This window comes from uncultured Arenimonas sp., from assembly GCF_963976025.1.
Lineage (GTDB): Bacteria > Pseudomonadota > Gammaproteobacteria > Xanthomonadales > Xanthomonadaceae > Arenimonas.
The window spans coordinates 1-19,845 of sequence record NZ_CAXBJS010000040.1 but is presented as its reverse complement, the minus strand read 5'-3'; the positions used below and the strand labels follow the sequence as shown (position 1 = coordinate 19,845).

18 protein-coding genes and 1 pseudogene are annotated in these 19,845 nt (G+C 68.7%); 12 read left to right on the top strand and 7 right to left on the bottom strand.

All coding sequences use genetic code 11. From position 1 onward, the window contains the following. Positions 1-532: CDP-diacylglycerol--serine O-phosphatidyltransferase (pssA, locus tag AACZ35_RS04915; protein WP_339826703.1), on the bottom strand; the 532-nt coding region annotated here is incomplete at its 3' end. Between the two features lie 107 nt (positions 533-639). On the opposite strand from pssA, the gene AACZ35_RS04910 reads away from it, so the two are divergent. From AACZ35_RS04910 to AACZ35_RS04900, 3 genes are all read left to right on the top strand, one after another. Continuing rightward, positions 640-1,038 (top strand): hypothetical protein, encoded by a 399-nt coding sequence (locus tag AACZ35_RS04910; RefSeq protein ID WP_339826699.1) that lies wholly within the window; start codon positions 640-642, stop codon positions 1,036-1,038. 76 nt (positions 1,039-1,114) lie between these two features. Continuing rightward, a complete protein-coding gene (locus tag AACZ35_RS04905; RefSeq protein ID WP_339826697.1) occupies positions 1,115-2,815 on the top strand; it encodes a proline--tRNA ligase in 1,701 nt (566 codons plus the stop codon). A gap of 131 nt (positions 2,816-2,946) precedes the next feature. Beyond that, positions 2,947-3,327 carry an H-NS histone family protein gene (locus AACZ35_RS04900; protein WP_339826695.1) on the top strand — a complete coding sequence of 127 codons (381 nt, stop codon included), beginning with the start codon at positions 2,947-2,949 and terminating at the stop codon, positions 3,325-3,327. Positions 3,328-3,360: 33 nt separating this feature from the next. Here the strand turns inward: AACZ35_RS04900 and AACZ35_RS04895 are convergent, their stop codons facing one another. Beyond that, positions 3,361-4,620, bottom strand: a complete 1,260-nt coding sequence (locus AACZ35_RS04895; protein WP_339826693.1) for a threonine/serine exporter family protein — start codon at positions 4,618-4,620, stop codon at positions 3,361-3,363. 62 nt (positions 4,621-4,682) lie between these two features. Between AACZ35_RS04895 and AACZ35_RS04890 the strand changes: the two genes are divergently transcribed. Genes AACZ35_RS04890 through AACZ35_RS04875 form a run of 4 tightly spaced genes read left to right on the top strand, consistent with a single transcriptional unit; the run spans position 4,683 to position 8,152 of the window. Next, positions 4,683-5,792, top strand: a complete 1,110-nt coding sequence (locus AACZ35_RS04890) for an ABC transporter permease (RefSeq protein WP_339826691.1) — start codon at positions 4,683-4,685, stop codon at positions 5,790-5,792. After that, complete coding sequence (locus tag AACZ35_RS04885; protein WP_339826701.1) at positions 5,786-6,589, top strand: ATP-binding cassette domain-containing protein; 804 nt, start codon at positions 5,786-5,788, stop codon at positions 6,587-6,589. The genes AACZ35_RS04890 and AACZ35_RS04885 overlap by 7 nt, the downstream gene beginning before the upstream one ends. Position 6,590: 1 nt before the next feature. After that, the gene (locus tag AACZ35_RS04880) at positions 6,591-7,514 is read left to right on the top strand and encodes an MlaD family protein (RefSeq protein WP_339826689.1); all 924 of its coding nucleotides are present in this window, start codon (positions 6,591-6,593) and stop codon (positions 7,512-7,514) included. Continuing rightward, positions 7,511-8,152, top strand: a complete 642-nt coding sequence (locus tag AACZ35_RS04875) for an ABC-type transport auxiliary lipoprotein family protein (RefSeq protein ID WP_339826687.1) — start codon at positions 7,511-7,513, stop codon at positions 8,150-8,152. The genes AACZ35_RS04880 and AACZ35_RS04875 overlap by 4 nt, the downstream gene beginning before the upstream one ends. Here AACZ35_RS04875 and AACZ35_RS04870 read toward each other — a convergent pair. Both AACZ35_RS04870 and AACZ35_RS04865 read right to left on the bottom strand, forming a co-directional pair. After that, the gene (locus AACZ35_RS04870) at positions 8,118-8,708 is read right to left on the bottom strand and encodes an alpha-ketoglutarate-dependent dioxygenase AlkB (protein WP_339826685.1); all 591 of its coding nucleotides are present in this window, start codon (positions 8,706-8,708) and stop codon (positions 8,118-8,120) included. The genes AACZ35_RS04875 and AACZ35_RS04870 overlap by 35 nt on opposite strands. After that, positions 8,701-10,047: an amidase gene (locus tag AACZ35_RS04865; protein ID WP_339826683.1), complete on the bottom strand. Its 1,347-nt coding sequence runs from the start codon at positions 10,045-10,047 to the stop codon at positions 8,701-8,703. Before AACZ35_RS04865 ends, AACZ35_RS04870 begins: the two co-directional genes overlap by 8 nt. A gap of 102 nt (positions 10,048-10,149) precedes the next feature. On the opposite strand from AACZ35_RS04865, the gene AACZ35_RS04860 reads away from it, so the two are divergent. Together AACZ35_RS04860 and AACZ35_RS04855 are read left to right on the top strand one after the other, a co-directional pair. Next, positions 10,150-11,757 (top strand): electron transfer flavoprotein-ubiquinone oxidoreductase, encoded by a 1,608-nt coding sequence (locus tag AACZ35_RS04860; protein WP_339826681.1) that lies wholly within the window; start codon positions 10,150-10,152, stop codon positions 11,755-11,757. After that, positions 11,754-12,617, top strand: a complete 864-nt coding sequence (locus AACZ35_RS04855; protein WP_339826679.1) for a hypothetical protein — start codon at positions 11,754-11,756, stop codon at positions 12,615-12,617. The genes AACZ35_RS04860 and AACZ35_RS04855 overlap by 4 nt, the downstream gene beginning before the upstream one ends. Positions 12,618-12,699: 82 nt before the next feature. Here the strand turns inward: AACZ35_RS04855 and cysN are convergent, their stop codons facing one another. The 3 genes and pseudogenes from cysN to AACZ35_RS04840 form a co-directional block, all read right to left on the bottom strand. Continuing rightward, on the bottom strand, positions 12,700-14,664 hold the full coding sequence (cysN, locus tag AACZ35_RS04850) for a sulfate adenylyltransferase subunit CysN (RefSeq protein ID WP_339826678.1): 1,965 nt from the start codon (positions 14,662-14,664) through the stop codon (positions 12,700-12,702). Continuing rightward, positions 14,664-15,578, bottom strand: a pseudogene (gene cysD / locus AACZ35_RS04845) (sulfate adenylyltransferase subunit CysD); the annotation flags it as partial. The pseudogene cysD and the gene cysN, both read right to left, overlap by 1 nt. Positions 15,579-15,626: 48 nt before the next feature. Then, a complete protein-coding gene (locus AACZ35_RS04840; protein ID WP_339826676.1) occupies positions 15,627-17,396 on the bottom strand; it encodes an SLC13 family permease in 1,770 nt (589 codons plus the stop codon). A 122-nt stretch (positions 17,397-17,518) separates the two neighbouring features. On the opposite strand from AACZ35_RS04840, the gene AACZ35_RS04835 reads away from it, so the two are divergent. The 3 genes from AACZ35_RS04835 to wecB form a co-directional block, all read left to right on the top strand. Continuing rightward, the gene (locus AACZ35_RS04835; RefSeq protein WP_339826674.1) at positions 17,519-18,265 is read left to right on the top strand and encodes an electron transfer flavoprotein subunit beta/FixA family protein; all 747 of its coding nucleotides are present in this window, start codon (positions 17,519-17,521) and stop codon (positions 18,263-18,265) included. Between the two features lie 12 nt (positions 18,266-18,277). Beyond that, a complete protein-coding gene (locus tag AACZ35_RS04830) occupies positions 18,278-19,216 on the top strand; it encodes an electron transfer flavoprotein subunit alpha/FixB family protein (RefSeq protein WP_339826672.1) in 939 nt (312 codons plus the stop codon). Beyond that, on the top strand, positions 19,213-19,845 hold a 633-nt coding region (wecB, locus tag AACZ35_RS04825; RefSeq protein WP_339826670.1), incomplete at its 3' end, for a UDP-N-acetylglucosamine 2-epimerase (non-hydrolyzing). The genes AACZ35_RS04830 and wecB, both read left to right, overlap by 4 nt.

Here is a 19,845-nt window from a genome sequence, read left to right as displayed (position 1 = left end):
CGGTGACCGACAGCGCCAGCCAGCGCAGGCCCTGGCCGCTGTAGCCGAAGGTATTCATCGCCCAGACGAAGGAAACGACGAAGCCCGCCGCAGCCGGGCTGGCCAGGCCGATGAACCAGCGTTTATCGGTCGAACCCACCTGGGTATTGAAGCGGGCCAGGCGCAGCGCCGCACAGGCCGCGTATAGGAAGGCCGCCGCCCAGCCCACCTTGGCCAGCACCGGGCCGTCGGCCTGGAAGCCGACCAGGGCCCAGTGGTACATCACCAGGGAAGGCGCCATGCCGAAGCTCACCAGGTCGGCCAGGGAGTCGTACTGGACCCCGAATTCGCTGGTGGTGCCCGTCAGGCGGGCCACCCGACCGTCGATGCCGTCGAACAGGCCAGCCACGAAAACCGCGATGCAGGCGTTTTCGAAGTTGCCGCTGGCCGCGGCCAGGATGGCGTAGAAGCCGGCAAACAGCCCGCCGGTGGTCAGCAGGTTGGGCAGCAGGTAGATGCCTCGGCCGCGCGCGGGGCCGGGTTCTTCGTTCAGGTCCATGACCGGCAGTGTAGCGGCTAGCCCCGGCCGCCCATAGTCTTGCCTTGCGGGGTCCGGGCGGCGGTGGTATCACGGTCGCACGATTGCCCCCGGAGTCCGCCATGAACCGCCTTGCCCTTCCGATCCTCGTCGCCGCCACGCTGTGCGCGGGGCTGGCCCACGCCGAAGAAAAGACCACGGTCTACAAGTCCAAGGGCGCCTCCGGCGAAACCGTGTATTCCCAGCTCGAAATGTCCGGCTCGGAGCGCCACCAGGTCGGAATCAACGAACCGGACGAGGTCCCGGCAGAAGAAGGCGCGCCGGCCAAGACCCCCGCGCAGATTTCCTGCGAGCGGGCCCAGGCCAACCTCGCCGTGCTCAATTCGCCCCAGAAGGTGACCTTCGACCGTGACGGCGACGGCGAGCCCGACGTCATGACCGACGAAGAGCGCGCCACGAACCGCGAAGCGGCCCAGCGCCAGGTCACCGCCTACTGCGAACCGGTCGCCGACGGCGAATAAGGCCCGCCACGCGGGGCCGCCAAGGGAGTCGGGTGCCCGGTACAATGGCCGACCCGATTCATTGCCCGGTCCCCGCATGCGCCTTTCCCAGTTCCACCTCAGCACCAGCAAGGAAACCCCCGCCGACGCCGAGGTCGTCAGCCACCAGCTGATGCTGCGTGCCGGCATGATCCGCAAGCTGGCCGCCGGCCTCTACACCTGGACCCCGCTGGGCCGGCGCGTGCTGCGCAAGGTCGAGGCCATCGTGCGCGAGGAAATGAACCGCGCCGGCGCCATCGAAATGCTGATGCCGTCCATCCAGCCGCGCGAGCTGTGGGAAGAAACCGGCCGCTGGCAGAAGTTCGGCGGCCAGCTGCTCAAGATCAAGGACCGCAAGGACGGCGAGTTCTGCTACGGCCCCACGCATGAAGAAGTGGTCACCGACTTCGCCCGCGCCGAGCTGCGCAGCTACAAGCAGCTGCCGCTGAACGTCTACCAGATCCAGACCAAGTTCCGCGACGAAATCCGCCCGCGTTTCGGCGTCATGCGCGCGCGCGAGTTCCTGATGAAGGACGCCTATTCCTTCCACCTTGGCCACGAGAGTCTCGCCGACACCTACCAGGCGATGTACGACGCGTACACCCGCATCTTCACCCGCCTGGGCCTGCACTTCCGGGCCGTGAACGCCGACACCGGCGCCATCGGCGGCAGCGCCTCGCATGAATTCCACGTGCTGGCCGATTCGGGCGAAGACGCCATCGCGTTCTCCGACAACGGCGATTACGCCGCCAACGTGGAAATGGCCGAGGCCGTGTCGCCCGGCCCGCGCCCGGGCCCGACCGAAGACCTGCGCGAAATCGAAACGCCCACGCAGAAAACCTGCGAAGACGTCGCCGCCCTGCTCGATATCCCGCTGGTGCGCACCGTCAAGTCGGTGGCGCTGGTTGGCGAGCAGGGTTTCGTGCTGGCGCTGGTGCGCGGCAACCACTCGGTGAACGAGATCAAGCTGGCCAAGCTGGCCGGCCTGGCCGACTACCGCCTGGCCACTGAAGCCGAGATCGCCGAACACCTGGGCAGCGAGCCGGGTTTCCTGGGGCCGGTGAAACCCGCCAAACCCATTACCGTGGTTGCCGACCGCAGCGTCGCCGCCATGGCCGACTTCGTGGTCGGCGCCAACCGCAAGGGCTACCACCTGGCCGGCGTGAACTGGGGCCGCGACCTGCCCGAACCCGACGTGGTGGCCGACATCCGCAACGTCGTGCAGGGCGATCCCTCGCCCGACGGCCAGGGTCGCCTGGGCATCGCCCGCGGCATCGAGGTCGGCCACGTGTTCCAGCTGGGCCAGAAATACGCCGAGGCGATGAAGGCGACCGTGCTCGATGCGGACGGCAAGGCCCAGGTGATGCACATGGGCTGCTATGGCATCGGCGTGTCGCGCATCGTCGCCGCCGCCATCGAACAGAACCACGACGCCAGCGGCATCATCTGGCCGGCGCCGATGGCGCCCTGGCAGGTGGCCGTTTGCATCATCAACCCGAAGAACGACCCGGCCGTCGTCGAAGCCGCCGTCGCCCTTTACGAACAGCTGCAGTCGGCCGGCCTGGAAGTGGTGCTCGACGACCGCGGCCTGCGCCCCGGCGTGATGTTCGGCGACATCGAACTGATCGGCATCCCGCACCGCGTGGTGGTGTCGGGCCGGGGCCTGGAAGCGGGTACCTACGAGTACCGGGGCCGCCGCGACAGTGACAGCGAAAACCTGGACCTGGCCGCCCTGCGCGAACGCCTGGGCCTGACCTGAGAAATCCACCCGGCTGATTGTCGGAAACCCGGGGCAAAACCTGCCCCGGGTTCATCGGGCCTTGCCGAAAGGTTTACCATGGGGTTTGCCGGGCTTTCGCCCACCCTTTTCAGGCAACCCAAGGAAACCCCATGAGCATCAATCTCGAAGGCCTTTCGGCCAAGGAACTCCAGGCCCTGATCGCCAAGGCCAACAAGCGCAAGAAGACCCTGGCCAAGCGCAAGCCGGTCGCCGCCGTGCGCAAGAAGCTGGTTTCGCTGGCCAAGGCCGAGGGTTATACGGTCGACGAACTCTTCAATACCGGTCGCCAGGTCCGGGAAAAGGCCGGCACCGCCGCGAAGAAGTCCGCCGGCACCCGCAAGTCCAGCGCCAAGGGCACCAAGGTGCCGCCGAAGTACCGCAACCCGGCCGAACCCTCCCAGACCTGGGCCGGCCGCGGCATGCCGCCCAAGTGGCTCTCGGCCGAACTGGCCCGCGGCAAGAAACTCGAAGACTTCGCGATCAACAAATAAGTCGGTTTTTGCCGCGGAGTTACCCGGCAAAAATCAAATGTTCCGCCGCGACGGCACCAGCAGGTTGCCGAACAGTAGTCCGGCAACCAGCGCGACCAGGGCCGAAAGCACGGCGAAAGTGGTGTCCAGGCCCAGGAACACGTCGCGTTCCATGACGAAGTTCAGGCTGCGGAAACCCATGCTGCCCGGTACCAGCAGGATGATGCCCGGCACCCGGATCAGGGCGCCGGGCCGGTTGCGCCAGCGGCCGTAGGCATTGCTGATGGCGGCCACGCCCATGCCGGCGAAGAAGGCACCGCCGGCGAAGTTTTCCGAGGCCAGGCCCAGCACTTCGCCGCCAAGGCGGGTCAGGCCATAACCCAGGAACACCGAGGCCATCACCAGCGGGTAATCGCGCCGGGCGGCCTGGAACAACACCGCGAACGCGAAGGCCGCCACCGCCAGCGAAGCCAGTTCGCCCATGGCCGAGAGCGGCACCGGCAGGGCGTCCTGGGGCAGCCAGCCCAGCACCCGCACGATCTGCATACCGGCCACGGTGCCGAAGGTCAGCTTGAGCAGGATCATCAGCGCCCCGGCGAAACGCGCCGTGCCCGACACCAGGTGCTGGGCCGACAGTTCGCTGACGGCGTTGGTCAGCATCAGGCCTGGCATCAGCACGATCAGCGAAGCCACGATCACCGTCTTGAAGGCGATCGGCTCGATGAAGGTCGCCACCACCGCCGCCAGCAGGGTCGCCACCAGGGCCGCGATGGCCTCCAGGGCCTCATTCAGGCGAGGGCGGTCCTTGGCCAGCACCGCCATGGCGCCCATCACCAGCCCGATCAGGCCGGCGGTCAGCACGCCCGGCAAAGCCGCGCCCAGCAGGGCCGCCACCGCACCGGCGGAAAGGCCGAAGCTCAGCGCCGCCAGCACCCGGGCACGCGCGGGGTCGGGGCGGTCCAGCGCCCGCAGTGCGGCGACACCGGCGGCCAGGTCGTGGCGGCCAAGCAGCACGTCTTCGGTAATCGCGTCGGTGGCCGCCAGCTTGGCCAGGTTTTGTTCGCCCGGGTCGAGGCGGATGACGCGGGTGATGCCGTTCTGCTGGCCGCGCACCGGGTCGGCGAAACTCAGGATCATGCCGGTCGGGTTCGACCAGATTTCCAGGTCCAGGCCCAGCCGGTTGGCCACGCCCTCGACGGCCGCTTCCAGGCGCTGGGCGGTGGTGCCGTAGACATGCAGGCGCATGGCCAGTTCGGCCACGAAGTCGGCCTGGGCCTCGTATTGGGCCTGGCTGGTGAGGACCGGGGCGTTCATGGCGGGGAAGCATGGCATGTTTCGGCTATCCTGAGGCCCTCCCCGCGCCCCCGCACGAGTTGATGAGCCAAGGCCCCCGAATTGAAACCAGCGAACGTCACCCGGGCATCCTGATCGCCCGCGGCGACTGGACCCTGGCGCATGCCGGGGAAATGCTGGCGCTCATCGAAAAGGCCCCGGAATCAGCCGAGGACATCGACGGCCGCGACATCGGCCGCCTGGATTCGGCCGGCGCCATGATGCTCTCGCGCTATGCGGTGAAGGTCGGCCTGGGCCTGGCCACCGTCGACGTGAAGCCGATGCACCAGCCACTGACGGAAACCGTGCGTTCGATCTGCGAGAACCCGCCGCGGGTCAAACGCAAGGACTACGGCGTCCAGGAAATGCTGGCGCGCATGGGTTACGCCGTCGAGGACTACACCCGCGAAGTGCTGGCCCTGGTCGGATTCCTGGGCCTGACGCTCAAGACCGGCCTGGGCGTGATCCTGCGCCCGGCCCGCTTCCGGGTAACGTCCACCGTGCACCACATGGAACAGGTCGGCCTCGACGCCGTGCCCCTGGTGCTGCTGCTCAGTTTCATGGTCGGCGCGGTCATCGCCTTCCTGGGCGCGACGGTGCTGCGCGACTTCGGCGCCGAGATCTTCGTGGTCGAACTGGTCGGCATCGCCTTCCTGCGCGAATTCGCCGTGCTGCTTACCGCCATCCTGCTGGCCGGCCGCACCGCCAGCGCCTTCACCGCGCAAATCGGCGCGATGCAGAGCGGCGAGGAGATCGACGCCATCCGCACCCTGGGCCTGGACCCGATCGAACTTCTGGTGCTGCCGCGGCTCACCGCCCTGCTGGTGATGCTGCCGCTGCTGACCTTCCTGGCCATGGTCGCGGGCATCGCCGGCGGCATGGCTGTCAGCGTCGCCAGCCTGGGCATGAGCCCGGACATGTTCATGCAGCGCCTGCAGGACACCATGGAAATGCGCCACTTCTGGGTCGGTGTTTCCAAGGCGCCCATTTTCGCGATGGTCATCGCGCTGATCGGCTGTCTGGAAGGTTTCCAGGTCCAGGGAACGGCACAGTCGGTCGGCGAGCGGACCACTTCCAGCGTGGTCCAGACGATCTCCCTGGTGATCCTGCTCGACGCGTTCGCGGCCCTGTTCTTCATGGAGATGAACTGGTGACCGACGATTACATCGACCCGTCGGCGCCGGCCATCCGCGTGCGCGGCCTGCGCAACAGCTTCGGGGAGCAGGTGGTTCACGACAATCTCGACCTGGACGTCGAACGCGGCGAGATCATCGGCGTGGTCGGCGGTTCGGGCACCGGCAAGTCGGTGCTGATGCGCGCCATCCTCGGCCTGCGCACGCCGCAGGCCGGCGAAATCGAAGTACTGGGCGTGGACGCGCTGTCCGACCGTGCCCGTGAAGCGGGCCTGATCGAACGCAACACCGGCGTGCTCTACCAGAACGGCGCCCTGTTCTCGTCGCTGACGGTCGCCGAAAACGTCTCGGTGCCGCTCAAGGAGCACTATTCCGAGCTGCCCGAGGACATGATCCACGACCTGGCCATGCTCAAGATCCGCATGTCCGGCCTGGGCGAGGACGCCGGCGCCAAGCTGCCGTCCCAGCTTTCCGGCGGCATGCGCAAGCGCGCGGCCCTGGCCCGGGCGCTGGCACTGGACCCGGCGCTGCTGTTCCTGGACGAACCCACCGCCGGCCTCGACCCGATCGGCGCCGCCGCCTTCGACGAACTCATCAAGACCCTGCAGCGCGCGCTGGGCCTTACCGTCTTCCTCATCACCCACGACCTCGACACCCTGTATGCCATCTGCGACCGCGTCGCGGTGCTGGCCGACAAGCGTGTCCTGGTGAATGCCCCGCTGGCCGAGGTCGAAAAATTCGACCACCCGTGGGTGCAGGAATATTTCCACGGCCCGCGCGGACGCGCTGCGCAGGCTGCCCTGGCCAAGGAGGCTTGAGATGGAAACCCGCGCCAACCACGTACTCATCGGCGCCTTCACGCTGGCCGTGTGCCTGTTCGCGGTGCTGTTCGCACTGTGGATGGCCAAGTACACCACCGAAAAGGCCTACGCCGAATACGACGTCGTCTTCCAGGAGGCCGTCACCGGCCTGAGCACCGGCAGCCAGGTGCTGTATTCGGGCATCAGCGTCGGCGAAGTCCGCGCGCTGTCGCTGATGAAGGACGACCCGCGCAAGGTCGTCGCCCGCGTGCGCCTGTCGGCCGACACCCCGGTGCGCACCGACACCCGCGCCAAGCTCACCATGACCGGCCTCACCGGCGTCGCGGTCATCCAGCTCAGCGGCGGCAGCCCCGGCGCACCGCGGCTCGAAGGCGGCAGCGACAAGGACGTGCCGGTGATCCAGACCGAACCCTCGGCCCTGCAGAACATCGCCGCCACCGCCAACGAAATCGTCGAGCGCATCAACCGCCTGCTCAGCGACGCCAACGTCGAACGCATCACCCGCACCCTGGACCAGCTCGACCAGGTGACCGGCTCGATCGCCGCCGAACGCGAGGAAATCTCCGCGCTCATCCAGAACGCCCGCGCCGCCAGCGAGAAACTCGACGCCACCCTGGCCAGCGCCGACCGCACCATCAACAACCTCGACAAGGGCCTGGTGCAGGAGCTGCCGGCGCTGGTGGAGAAGCTCGATTCCACGCTCAGCCAGCTTGAATCGGCCAGCAAGAACGCCAACGGCATCCTCAACGAGAACCGCGATTCCTGGGCCGAGTTCAGCCAGGACGGCCTGGGCCAGGTCGGCCCGACCATGCGCCAGCTGCGCGGCCTGATCCGCGAAATCGACGATCTCGCCAACAAGCTCGAGAACAATCCGGCCGGCTACCTGCTCGGCCGCGAAGAACCCGAGGAGTTCGAACCATGATCCGTTCCCAACGTTTCGCGCCGCTTGCCGCGCTGGTCCTGCTGGCCGGCTGCGCCGCGATCGGCGGCCCCAAGACCGAAGTCAGCATCTATTCGCCGCAGACCGGCATCCAGGCCGACCCGGCCTGGCCGGCGGTGGACTGGCAGCTGACCGTCGGCACGCCCGACACCCATGCCCTGCTCGACTCCCAGCGCATCGCGGTGCGGCCGTCGCCCGACCGCCTGCAGACGTACAAGGGCGCGCGCTGGGCCGACACCGCACCCGAGATGGTGCAGCTGGCGCTGGTCGAAGCCTTCGAGGATTCCGGCAAGATCCAGGCCGTCAGCCGCTGGGGCGGGGGACGCGGCGACTTCGGGCTCTACACCGACCTGCGCGCCTTCGAAACGGTTTACGAAGGCGGCTCGCCCAAGGTCGTCGTCGAGATCCAGGCCCGTCTGGTGAAACACCGCGGCAATGGCGGCCTGGTCGCGGCGCGCCGTTTCCGCACCGAAGTCACGCCCGGCGGCGCCGACATCGAACCGGTGGTGGCTGCTTTCGGCGACGCCCTGTCGGCCATCGGCGCCGACATCGTCGGCTGGTCGCTGGTCGAAGGCCAGAAGTCGCTCAGAGAACCCGCGGAAGAATCCGCCGAAAAGTAAGGTTCACGCGCGCCGGCACCGGGCGCGCGGTTCGCGGCAGGGCGTGTTTCCACCCGGCCTGGGTGTCGCCCTGCATCAGCAGCAGGCTGCCGTGTTCGAGCGGCAGCTCGAACTTTCGGGCGGCATCGCGCCGGTGCTTGAAGACGAAACGCCGGGTGCCGCCCAGGCTCAGCGAGGCGATCACCGGCCGCGGACCAAGCTCGGGTTCGTCGTCGCTGTGCCAGCCCATGGCGTCGCGCCCGTCGCGATAAAGATTGGCCAGCACGCTGTTCATCGCCACGCCCGCCGCGGCGTCGATACGTTCACGCAGGGCCTGCAGCGCCGGTGGCCAGGGCTGCGGCTCGAAGCGCGCGCCCGAATACACATAGCCCGTGCCCGGATCGCCGATCCAGCAGCTCAGTCGCGGCGAATCCACCCACCGCCCGAACATCCGTATCCGATGCACCTCCCACGGCACTTGCACCAGCAAGTCGGCCAACAGCGCATCGGCCTCGCCGGCTGGCAGCCAGCCGGGGAAAAGCGTCGCTTCAGGAATCGCGTTTGCGCTGTTACTCACCGGTGTCCGCGACGGACGCCAGCACGCCGCCGAGTTCGAGCAGGCGCAAATCGCTGCCCGGCGCGCCGACCAACTGCAGGCCCAGGCCGTCGGGCAAGGGCAGGCTGAGCGCCGGGCAGCCGGCCAGCGAGGCCAGGGCGGTCAGGTCGGCCAGGTGGGCCGGCTCGGCCGCGCCCCAGGCGGGTGGCACCGTCGAGACGGTGGGCAGCAGCAGTACGTCGAACTGTTCGAACAAACGCCGCACCTTGACGATGTGGCCGTCCAGGCGGCGGTGCGCGCGCGCCGCGTCGGCGGCCGACTTGCGCTTGGCGAAGTCCAGCAAGCCCATCAGGCGTTGCGAAGCGCCGCCCAGGCGCGACTCGTGGGCGGCCAGGATTTCCGCTTCCATCAGCAGCAGCGCCGCACGCCGGGTTTCGGCAACGTCCAGCGGCGCCACTTCCAGCGCCACAGGCAGCGCGCTGCCGAACACCGGCGCCACCCGCGCCATCAGGGCGCTGAAATTTTCAACGACCGTGGCATCGGCACCCATCGCGGCCAGGTCGGTGACCACGCCGGCCTTGAGCTCGCCCGGCACCCAGTCCGGCGGCGCCAGCGGCACGCGGCGTTTGCGTGACCGCGGGTCGCCGGCGTCGTAACCGGCCAGCACCGGCAGCACCAGGCCCACGTCCTGCACCGCCCGCGTCAGCAGGCCGGGGCAGTCCAGGCGGCGCAGCGCCGCGGCCATGCCACGGGCGCTGAGTTCGCCCAGGGTCGGCTTGTGCCCGACCAGGCCGCAGAACGCGGCCGGGATGCGGGTCGCGCCCAGGGTGTCGACGCCCAGGGCCACCACCGCGTGGCCGGCGGCCAGCGCCGCCGCCGAACCGCCCGAAGCGCCGCCGGCGGCGCGGTCGGGCAGGCGCGGATTGCGTACGTCGCCGAAATGCGGATTGCGGCCGACGGTGCCGAAAGCGGCCTCGTCGAGATTGGTCTTGCCCAGGAACACGGCGCCGGCGCCGCGCAGGCGGCGCACCACCTGGGCGTCTTCGGCGGCCAGGCCCGGGTGCCCGGGCAGGCCCAGGCCGGTGGGCATGCCGGCGATGTCGAAGGCGTCGGTGATGGCAATGGGCACGCCGTCCAGCCGGCCCAGGGGTTTGCCCTCGGCGCGGCGGTCGTCGCTGGCGCGGGCGGCGGCGATGGCCCCGGCCGAATCGACCCAGGTCCAGGCATTGAGATGGCCGTCGCGTGCGATCGCCGCCAGGCAGGCGCCGGTAAGCGCTTCGCTGGTGGTTTCACCGCGGGCCAGGGCGTGCAGGACGCGATACAGCGGGGCCTGGCGCAGGTCGTCGGGGCTGGCGGTCATGCGCGCATGTTTCCGTGGCTTGACTGGCCCCGCAGTGTCCTTGATTGCCCGCCCGTCGGCAAACCGGGACAATCCAGACTCAAGCGTAGGGAGGCTGTCGGGATGAGTGAGCGTGACGTGATGGAATACGACGTGGTGACCGTGGGCGCAGGCCCGGCCGGCCTGTCCTTCGCTATCCGGCTCAAGCAGCTCAAACCGGAGCTGTCGGTCTGCGTCATCGAAAAGTCCTCGACCATCGGCGCCCACATCCTCTCCGGTGCGGTCATCGAACCCGGCCCGCTCGACGACCTGCTGCCGGGCTGGCGCGACAACCCGCCGCCGGTCTGCGTGCCGGCCACGGACGACGAATTCTGGTACCTCACCAAGACTGGCGGCAACAAGTTCCCGGTCATCCCGCCGGGCATGTCCAACCACGGCAACTTCATCGTCTCGCTGGGCGCCATGTGCGCCTGGCTGGCGCCGCAGGCCGAGGCCCTGGGCGTCGAGATCTCCCCCGGCTTCGCCGCCGCCGAAACCCTCTTCGACGAGGCCGGCGCCGTCTGTGGCGTGCGCATCGGCGACATGGGCGTGGCCAAGGACGGTTCGCACAAGGCCGGTTACACCCAGGGCATCGACATCCGGGCCAAGGTAACCGTGATGGCCGAAGGCGCCCGTGGCCACCTGACCAAACAGCTGGTCCGCAAGTTCGGCCTGGACGCGGAGTCGGACCCGCAGAATTATTCGATCGGCATCAAGGAACTCTGGCAACTGCCCGCCGGCCGCGTGCAGCCCGGCAGGATCTTCCACAGCTTCGGCTGGCCGGCCGACAGCAAAACCTACGGCGGCAGCTTCATCTACCACCTGGACAAGGACCGCGTGGCCATCGGCTACGTTTCGGGCCTCGATTACCGCGACCCCGAATACAAACCCTACGAAGCCTTCCAGCAGTTCAAGCACCACCCGATGGTGAAGCCGCTGCTCGAGGGCGGCGAAATCCTCAGCGCCGGTGCCCGCGCCATCGTCACCGGCGGCTGGCAGTCCCTGCCCAAGGTCGAGATGCCCGGCGCGCTGCTCATCGGCGACACCGCCGGCCTGCTCAACGTGCCCAAGGTCAAGGGCACGCACCAGGCGATCCGCAGCGGCATGCTGGCGGCCGAACACCTGGCCGGCCAGGACGCACCCGCCGCCGCCGGCTTCGACGCCAAGCTGCGCGCGTCGCCGGTCATGGCCGAACTGCGCAAGGTCCGCAACATCAAGCCGGGCTTCAAGAAGGGCCTGTGGTTCGGCCTGGTCAATTCGGCCTGGGAAACCGCCACCGCCGGGCTGTCGCCCTGGACCTGGCGCTGCCATCCGGACTGGAGCGCGCTGCAGAAGCTCGACGAAGCCGAAAAACCGCTTCGTGACTACGTCGATCGCACCCTGGCACCGCGCGACCGCCTGGCCGGCGTTTATTTCGCCGCCACCGAACATGACGAAGACCAGCCGGTGCCCCTGCAGATCACCGACCCCGACGTCTGCATCAGCCGCTGCGCCGAGGAGTACGGCAACCCCTGCCAGCGTTTCTGCCCGGCCGGGGTGTATGAAATCGTCGAGGACGACAAGGGCAAGCGCCTGCAGATCAACGCGGCGAACTGCGTGCACTGCAAGACCTGCGATATCAAGGACCCGTACCAGATCATCAACTGGGTGACGCCGGAAGGTGGCGCCGGGCCGAACTACCAGAACCTGTGAAGCTCGCACTCGCGACCGCCATTGCCGCCCTGTCTCTGGACGAAGACCTGGCGCCCCTGCAGCAGGCCTGCCTGGCCGCGGGCATCGACGCGCAGGTGCTGGCCTGGGACGACCCGACCGTCAGCTGGGGCCGCTTCGACGCGGTGCTGCTGCGCTCGACCTGGGACTACATGGACCGGCTGCCGGAATTCCTGGCCTGGTGCGACCGGGTGCAGTCGCTTTCGCGCCTGTGGAACCCGCCCGAGGTCGTACGCTGGAACACCGACAAACGTTACCTGGGTGACCTGGCCGCACGCGGGCTGCCGGTGATCGAAAGCCACTTCCTGGCGCCCGGCGACGATCCCGCGTCCCTGCCCGACCTCGAGGAATTCGTGGTCAAGCCCACCGTCGGCGCCGGCTCGCGCGACGCCCAGCGTTACCAGCGCAGCGAACGCGAGGCGGCCATCGCCCACGTCCGCCGCCTGCTCGATGCCGGCCGCCACGTGCTGGTGCAGCCCTACCTGCACGCGGTGGACGAACACGGCGAAACGGCCCTGCTGTTCTTCGAAGGCCGCTTCAGCCACGCCATCCGCAAGGCGCCGCTGCTGCGCCGCGGCGAGGGCCCGACGCGGGCGCTGTTCAAGGAAGAACACATCCAGCCGCGTGAACCCTCCGACGCCGAACACGCGCTGGCCGCCGCCGTGCTGGCCAGCCTGCCCTTCGAAACCCTGGTGTACGCCCGCGTCGACCTGCTGCCCTCGGCCACCGGCCCGCAGCTGCTGGAGCTCGAACTCACCGAACCGTCGGTGTTCCTGCCCTATGGCGAAGGCGCCGCTGCGCGTTTCGCCGACGTGCTCGCCCAGCGCCTGCGCAAATTGTAGGAGCGCCTTCAGGCGCGAATCCCTTCTTTGCCGAGGGCAAAGTCAAAAGATTCGCGCCTGAAGGCGCTCCTACAACTGCCCCTTAATCCAGCAATCGGTCGATGACGCGCTTCGCCATCACCTCGGCCGACTCTTCGCCGCCGGCCAGGTGGATCTCCGGGTTTTCCGGCGCCTCGTAGGGCGAATCGATGCCGGTGAAGTTCTTGATCTTGCCGGCGCGGGCCTTGGCGTAGAGGCCCTTGACGTCGCGGCGTTCGGCTTCGGCCAGCGGCGTGTCCACGAACACTTCGATGAACTCGCCTTCCGGGAACATCTCGCGGGCCATGCGTCGCTCGGCGCGGAAGGGCGAGATGAAGCTCACCAGCACGATCAGCCCGGCATCGGTCATCAGGCGTGCGACTTCGGCCACGCGCCGGATGTTTTCGACGCGGTCCTCGTCGGTGAAACCCAGGTCCTTGTTCAGGCCGTGGCGCACGTTGTCGCCGTCGAGCAGGTAGGTGTGGAACCCCTTGGCCAGCAGCTGTTTTTCGACCAGGTTGGCGACCGTGGACTTGCCCGCGCCCGACAGGCCGGTGAACCACAGGCAGCGCGGCGCCTGCGCCTTGATCGACGCGCGCGCGGCCTTGTCCACTTCCAGCGGCTGCCAGTGGATGTTGGCCGCGCGCCGCAGCGCGAAGTCCAGGGTGCCGGCGGCGACGGTGGCGTTGTTCTGCCGGTCGACCAGCACGAAGCCGCCGAGCGTGCGGTTGTCGCGGTAGGCCTCGAAGGGGATGGCCTGGTCCAGGCCCAGGTTGCAGTAGGCGACCTCGTTGAGCTCGAGCGACTTGGCCGCCAGCTGCGCCTGGGTGTTCACGTCCACCTTGTGCTTGATCTCGGTGACCTGGGCGCTGACCGTGCGCGCGCCGATCTTGAGCCAGTACGGCCGGCCCGGCAGCAGCGGCGCGTCGCCCATCCACAGCAGGTGGGCGGCGAACTGGTCGGCCACCTGCGGCGCGCGGTCTGCGGCGGCGATGACGTCGCCGCGGCTCACGTCCACTTCGTCGGCCAGCGCCAGGGTGATCGCCTGGCCAGCGATGGCGCGCGGCAGGTCGCCGTCGGCGGTGACGATGCGCGCCACGGTCGAACGCCGGCCCGAGGGCAGCACCACCACGGCATCGCCGGGACTGACCTCGCCCGCGGCCACGCTGCCGGCGAAGCCGCGGAAATCCTGGTTCGGCCGGCAGACCCACTGCACCGGCAGCCGGAAACCGACCTCGCTGCCGTCCCGGCGCGCGTCCACCGTTTCCAGGTGTTCAAGCAGGCTGGGGCCGGTATACCAGGGCATCGCCGCCGAGGCCCCGGTCATGTTGTCGCCCCGCAGGGCCGACAGCGGGATGGCCTGCACGTGCGGGATGTCGAGCTGTTTCGCCAGGCCGGCATAACCGGCGACGATGTCGTCGAACACCGCCTGGTCGTAGTCCACCAGGTCCATCTTGTTCACCGCCAGCAGCACGTGGCGGATGCCCAGCAAGGACACGATGTAGCTGTGCCGGCGGGTCTGGGTAAGCAGGCCCTTGCGCGCGTCCACCAGCACCACCGCCAGGTCGGCCGTGGAGGCGCCGGTGGCCATGTTGCGGGTGTACTGCTCGTGGCCCGGGCAGTCGGCGACGATGAACTTGCGCCGATCGGTGTCGAAGAAGCGGTAGGCCACGTCGATGGTGATGCCCTGCTCGCGTTCGGCCGACAGGCCGTCCACCAGCAGCGCGAAGTCGATGGCTTCGCCCTGGGTGCCGTGGCGGCGGCTGTCGGCTTCCAGCGCGGCGACCTGGTCGTCGAACAGGCGCTTGGTGTCGTGCAGCAACCGGCCGATCAGGGTGGACTTGCCGTCGTCGACGCTGCCGCAGGTGATGAAACGCAGCAGGCCCTTGGTTTCGTGCTGGCGCAGGTAATCCGCAACCAGCGAGGCATTTGTAGGAGCGCCTTCAGGCGCGAAGCCTTTGCCTTCGACAAAGGGAAGATTCGCGCCTGAAGGCGCTCCTACAGGTGCCGTGGGCTTTTCGATGGCCATCAGAAATAGCCCTCCTGCTTCTTCTTTTCCATCGACGCCGACGGGTCCTGGTCGATCACCCGGCCCTGGCGTTCGGACGTGGTGGCGACCAGCATCTCGGCGATGATCGCTTCAAGCGTATCGGCCTCGGATTCAATCGCGCCGGTCAGCGGGTAGCAGCCGAGCGTGCGGAAGCGCACCTTGCGCATCTGCGGCTTCTCGCCTTCGCGCAATGGCAGGCGATCGTCGTCGACCATGATCAGCGCGCCGTCGCGTTCGACCACCGGGCGCTCGGCAGCGAAGTACAGCGAAGGCACCGGGATGTTCTCGCGGAAGATGTACAGCCAGACGTCGAGCTCGGTCCAGTTCGAGATCGGGAACACCCGCACGCTTTCGCCCTTGTGGATGCGGGCGTTGTACAGGTCCCACAGTTCCGGGCGCTGGGTCTTGGGGTCCCAGCGGTGCTGGGCGTTGCGGAAGGAGAACACGCGCTCCTTGGCCCGGGATTTTTCCTCGTCGCGGCGGGCGCCGCCGATGGCCGCATCGAAGGCCCACTGGTCCAGCGCCTGCTTTAGCGCCTGGGTTTTCATGACGTCGGTGTGCACGGTGGCGCCGTGGGTCACCGGGCTGACGCCCTGGGCCTTGCCCTCGGGATTGGTGTGGGTGTGCAGCAACACACCGGTTTCGGCGGCGCGGCGGTCGCGGAAGGCGATCATCTCGCGGAACTTCCAGCCGGTGTCCACGTGCAGAAGCGGGATCGGCGGCCGCGCCGGCGCGAAGGCCTTCACCAGCAGGTGCAGCAGCACCGAGCTGTCCTTGCCCACCGAATACAGCATCACCGGGTTGCGGAACTCGGCCGCCACCTCGCGCAGGATGTGGATCGACTCGGCTTCGAGGCGGTCGAGGTGGGACAGGCGTTCGTTGACGGTCATATCGAAGGTTTGTGCGGCATCAGGGGCAGTATAGACAGGCCATGGCCCACGCTAGAACGGAAAGAACCGCGGTATCAGCCACAGCGCCACCAGGCCCACCACCAGCGACAGCGGCGCGCCCAGGCGCACGTAGTCGCCGAAGCGGTAGCCGCCGGGGCCGTAGACCATCAGGTTGGTCTGGTAACCGATGGGGGTCATGAAACCCGCCGAGGCGCCGATCATCAGCGCTATCACGAAGGGCATCGGGCTCACGCCCAGCTGGCCGGAAACGCCGACGGCGATGGGGAAAAGCAGGATCGCCGCCGCGTTGTTGGTCAGCAGTTCGGTGAACGCCACCGCCATCACGTACACCAGCACCAGGCTGGCGAAGGGGTCGGATCCCGCCAGCCCGCCCAGCCCCGAAGCCACCGCCGCCGCGACGCCGGTGCGGTCCACCGCCGCGCCCAGCGCGAACGAGCAGGCGATCACCAGCAGCAGGCGCAGGTCCAGGCTGCGCCAAAGCTCCGTGAGCCTCACGCAGCGCGCCAGCACCACGGCCAGGGCGGCACCCACCGCCGACCACAGGATCGGCAGCCCCAGCACCGAGTTGGCCAGCACCATCACGCCCAGGATGCCCAGGGTGGTCAGCGCCCGGCGCCGGTCCACCGGACGCTCGCCGTCGAGCAGGGTGACCGTCAGGAAGTCCGAGGCGGTGCCGAAGCGGGCCGTGAAATCCGGCTCGGTTTCCACCAGCAGGGTGTCGCCGGCCTGCATCACCACGTCGCCGGGCTTCTGGTGCAGGCGCTGGCCGTGGCGGTTGACCGCGATCACCACCGCGCCGTAGCGGTCGCGAAAACCCGACTCGCGCAGCGTGTGGCCAACCGCCGGGGAAAAGCGCGACAGCACCAGCTCGGCCAGGTGGCGCTTGCCGCTGACCGTGTCGAGTTTGAACCACTGGTCGGTGGCCGGGCGCAGGCCGGGAATTCGCCGCAGTTCGCGCACCGCGTCGGTGCCGCCGACGAAGACCAGCCGGTCGCCCGCGCGCAGCACGGTGTCGGGGCCGACCGCGGTCAGCAGGTCGCGTGCGCGCGAGAGTTCGATCAGGAAGCTGCCCTTGAGGTGCCGAAGGCCGGCCGCGGCGACCGATTTGCCGGCCAGGCCGCCGCCCTCGGTGACCAGCATTTCCACCGCGTACTCCCTGGCGTCCTGGGCCGCCTGGTCGAAGGCCGAACGGCGCACCGGCAGCAGCCAGCGGCTGGCCACGGCCAGGTAAAGCAGGCCGGCCAGCAGCACCGGGAAAGCGACCGGGAACGGGTCGAACATGGCCATCGCCGGCAAACCGTGCGCCACCACCAGGCCGGCCACGATCAGGTTGGTGCTGGTGCCCAGCAGCGTGCACATGCCGCCCAGGATGGTGGCGTAGTTCATCGGCAGCAGCAGCTTGGAAGGCGGCACGCCGCTGGCCCGGCTCCAGGTTTCCACCGCGGAGGTGAGCGTGGCCACGATCGGGGTGTTGTTCACGAAGGCGCTGAGCACGCCGGCCAGGCCCGACAGCCGCAGCCGGGCCCGCAGTTCGCCGCGCGGCGGCCCCAGCACGCCGCGGCCGATCCAGTGGATGGCGCCGGTGCTGCGCAGCGCCGCCACCAGCACGAACAGCACGGCCACGGTCAGCACGCCCGGGTTCCAGAAGCCCGCCAGGGCCTGGGCCGGGGTAAGCACGCCAGAGAGCATCAGCAGGCCCGCGGCCCCGGCCAGCACCTTGTCCGGGCCCAGCCGGCCCCACCACAGCAGGCCCAGCGTGGCCAGGACCACGCCGATCGTCAGCCACGCCTGCCAACCCAAGCCCGCCACCATACGGTCCACCGCCCCCGTGCACGCCCCCGGCACCAGCGGCCAAGGTAGAATTGCCGATTCTACTTGCGGGCGCTCCCCACGGGCGCCCACCGGAACGGAGCGCAACGTTTATGAAGATTCTGGTCGGTTACAAGCGGGTGGTGGACTACAACGTCCGCATCCAGGTAAAGCCCGACGGTTCGGGCGTGGTCACCGAGGGCGTGAAGCTCTCCGCCAACCCCTTCGACGACATCGCCCTGGAAGAGGCCCTGCGCCTGCGTGACAAGGGCATCGCCACGGAAGTGGTGGTGGTCACCCTGGGCCCCGCCGACTGCCAGGCGCACCTGCGCAACGGCCTGGCCATGGGCGCCAACCGCGCCATCCACGTGGTCACCGACCAGCCGGTGCAGCCGCTTACCGCGGCCCGTGCCCTGCTCAAGCTGGTGGAAAAGGAACAGCCGCAGATCGTGCTGCTGGGCAAGCAGGCCATCGACGACGACGCCAACCAGACCGGCCAGATGCTGGCCACCCTGTGGGGCCGCCCGCAGGCCACCTTCGCCGGCAAGGTCGACGCCACCGAAAGCACCGCCGTGGTCATGCGCGAGGTCGATGCCGGCCTGGAAACCCTGGAAGTGCAGCTGCCGGCGGTGATCACCACCGACCTGCGCCTGAACGAGCCGCGTTTCATCAAGCTGCCCGACATCATGAAGGCCAAGTCCAAGCCCATGGAAACCATCAACTTCGCCGACCTCGGCGTCGAGGACGGCAACCACCTCAAGACCACCACCTACGCCCCGCCGGCCAAGCGCAGCAAGGGCGTGATGGTGAAGGACGTCGCCGAGCTGGTCTCGGCCCTCAAGGCCAAGGGCCTGGCCTAAGGAGATCCAGACATGAGCAAGATCCTGATTGTTGCCGAACACCTCGACGGCAAGCTCAATGCCTCGACCGCGCGCTGCGTCAGCTGCGCCCAGGCCATCGAAGGCGCTGAAATCCACGTGGCCGTGCTGTCCGACGCGCCCGATGCCGTCGCCGCCGAAGCGGCGAAGATCGACGGCGTCGCCAAGGTGCTGACGGTCGCCAATGCCGCCAACGCGCATCCCATCGCCCAGGTGCTGGCGCCGCAGGTCGCGAAGCTGGCCGAGGGTTATTCGCACGTCTTCGGCCCCTCGACCACCTTCGGCAAGGACCTGATGCCCTGCGTCGCGGCGCTGCTGGGCGTGGCCCAGGTGTCGGACGTGATGGCGGTCGAATCCGCGCACGTATTCAAGCGGCCGATCTACGCCGGCAACGCCATCATCACCGTCGAGGCGCCGTCTTCGATGACCGTGGTGGCCACCGTGCGCACCGCGTCCTGGCCGCAGGCCGGCGAAGGCGGCAGCGCGGCCGTTGAAGCCGCTTCGGTGGACGCCAAGCTGCCCGAGCACACCCGCTTCGTCGAACTCAAGCAGGGCAAGTCCGACCGCCCCGACCTGCAGGGTGCCAACAAGGTCATTTCCGGCGGCCGCGCCATGGGTTCGCCCGACGCGTTCAAGATCATCTACTCGCTGGCCGACAAGATGGGCGCCGCCGTCGGTGCCTCGCGCGCCGCGGTCGACGCCGGCTACGTGCCCAATGAACTGCAGGTCGGCCAGACCGGCAAGATCATCGCGCCCGACCTGTACATCGCCATCGGCATCTCGGGCGCCATCCAGCACCTGACCGGCATCAAGGACGCGGGCACCATCGTCGCCATCAACAAGGACCCGGAAGCGCCGATCTTCGAGATCGCCGACATCGGCCTGGTCGGCGACCTGTTCCAGATCGTGCCGGAGCTGGAGAAGGCGCTTTGACGAGCGCTTCCGACGCGGCCCCGCGGCGGATCATGGTGGTCTTCGGGACACGTCCCGAAGCCATCAAGATGGCGCCGGTGGTGGCCGCGCTAAAGGCCACGCCCGGCCTTGAAACCCTGGTCTGCGTCACCGCCCAGCACCGGCAGATGCTCGACCAGGTGCTCGACCTGTTCGGCCTGGTGCCCGACGACGACCTCGACCTGATGGCGCCCGGGCAGTCGCTGCCCGACCTGTTCGCGCGCATCCTCACCGGCATGAGCACCGTGCTTGAAGCGCGCCGGCCCGACCTGGTGCTGGTGCACGGCGACACCTCGACCACGCTGGCCACCGCGCTGGCGGCGTTCTACGCCCGCGTGCCGGTCGGCCACGTCGAAGCCGGGTTGCGCACGGGCGACCTGCAGGCACCCTGGCCGGAAGAAGCCAACCGCCGCCTGACCGCGCCCATCACCACGCTGCACTTCGCGCCCACCGCGCGTTCGCGCGACAACCTGCTGGCGGAAAACCTGCCGGCCGGTTCGATCCACGTCACCGGCAATACCGTCATCGACGCGCTGCTGGCCGTGGTCGGCCGCATCGAGGCCGAACCCGAACTGGCGACGTCGCTGGCCGCGCGTTTTCCGTTCCTGGAC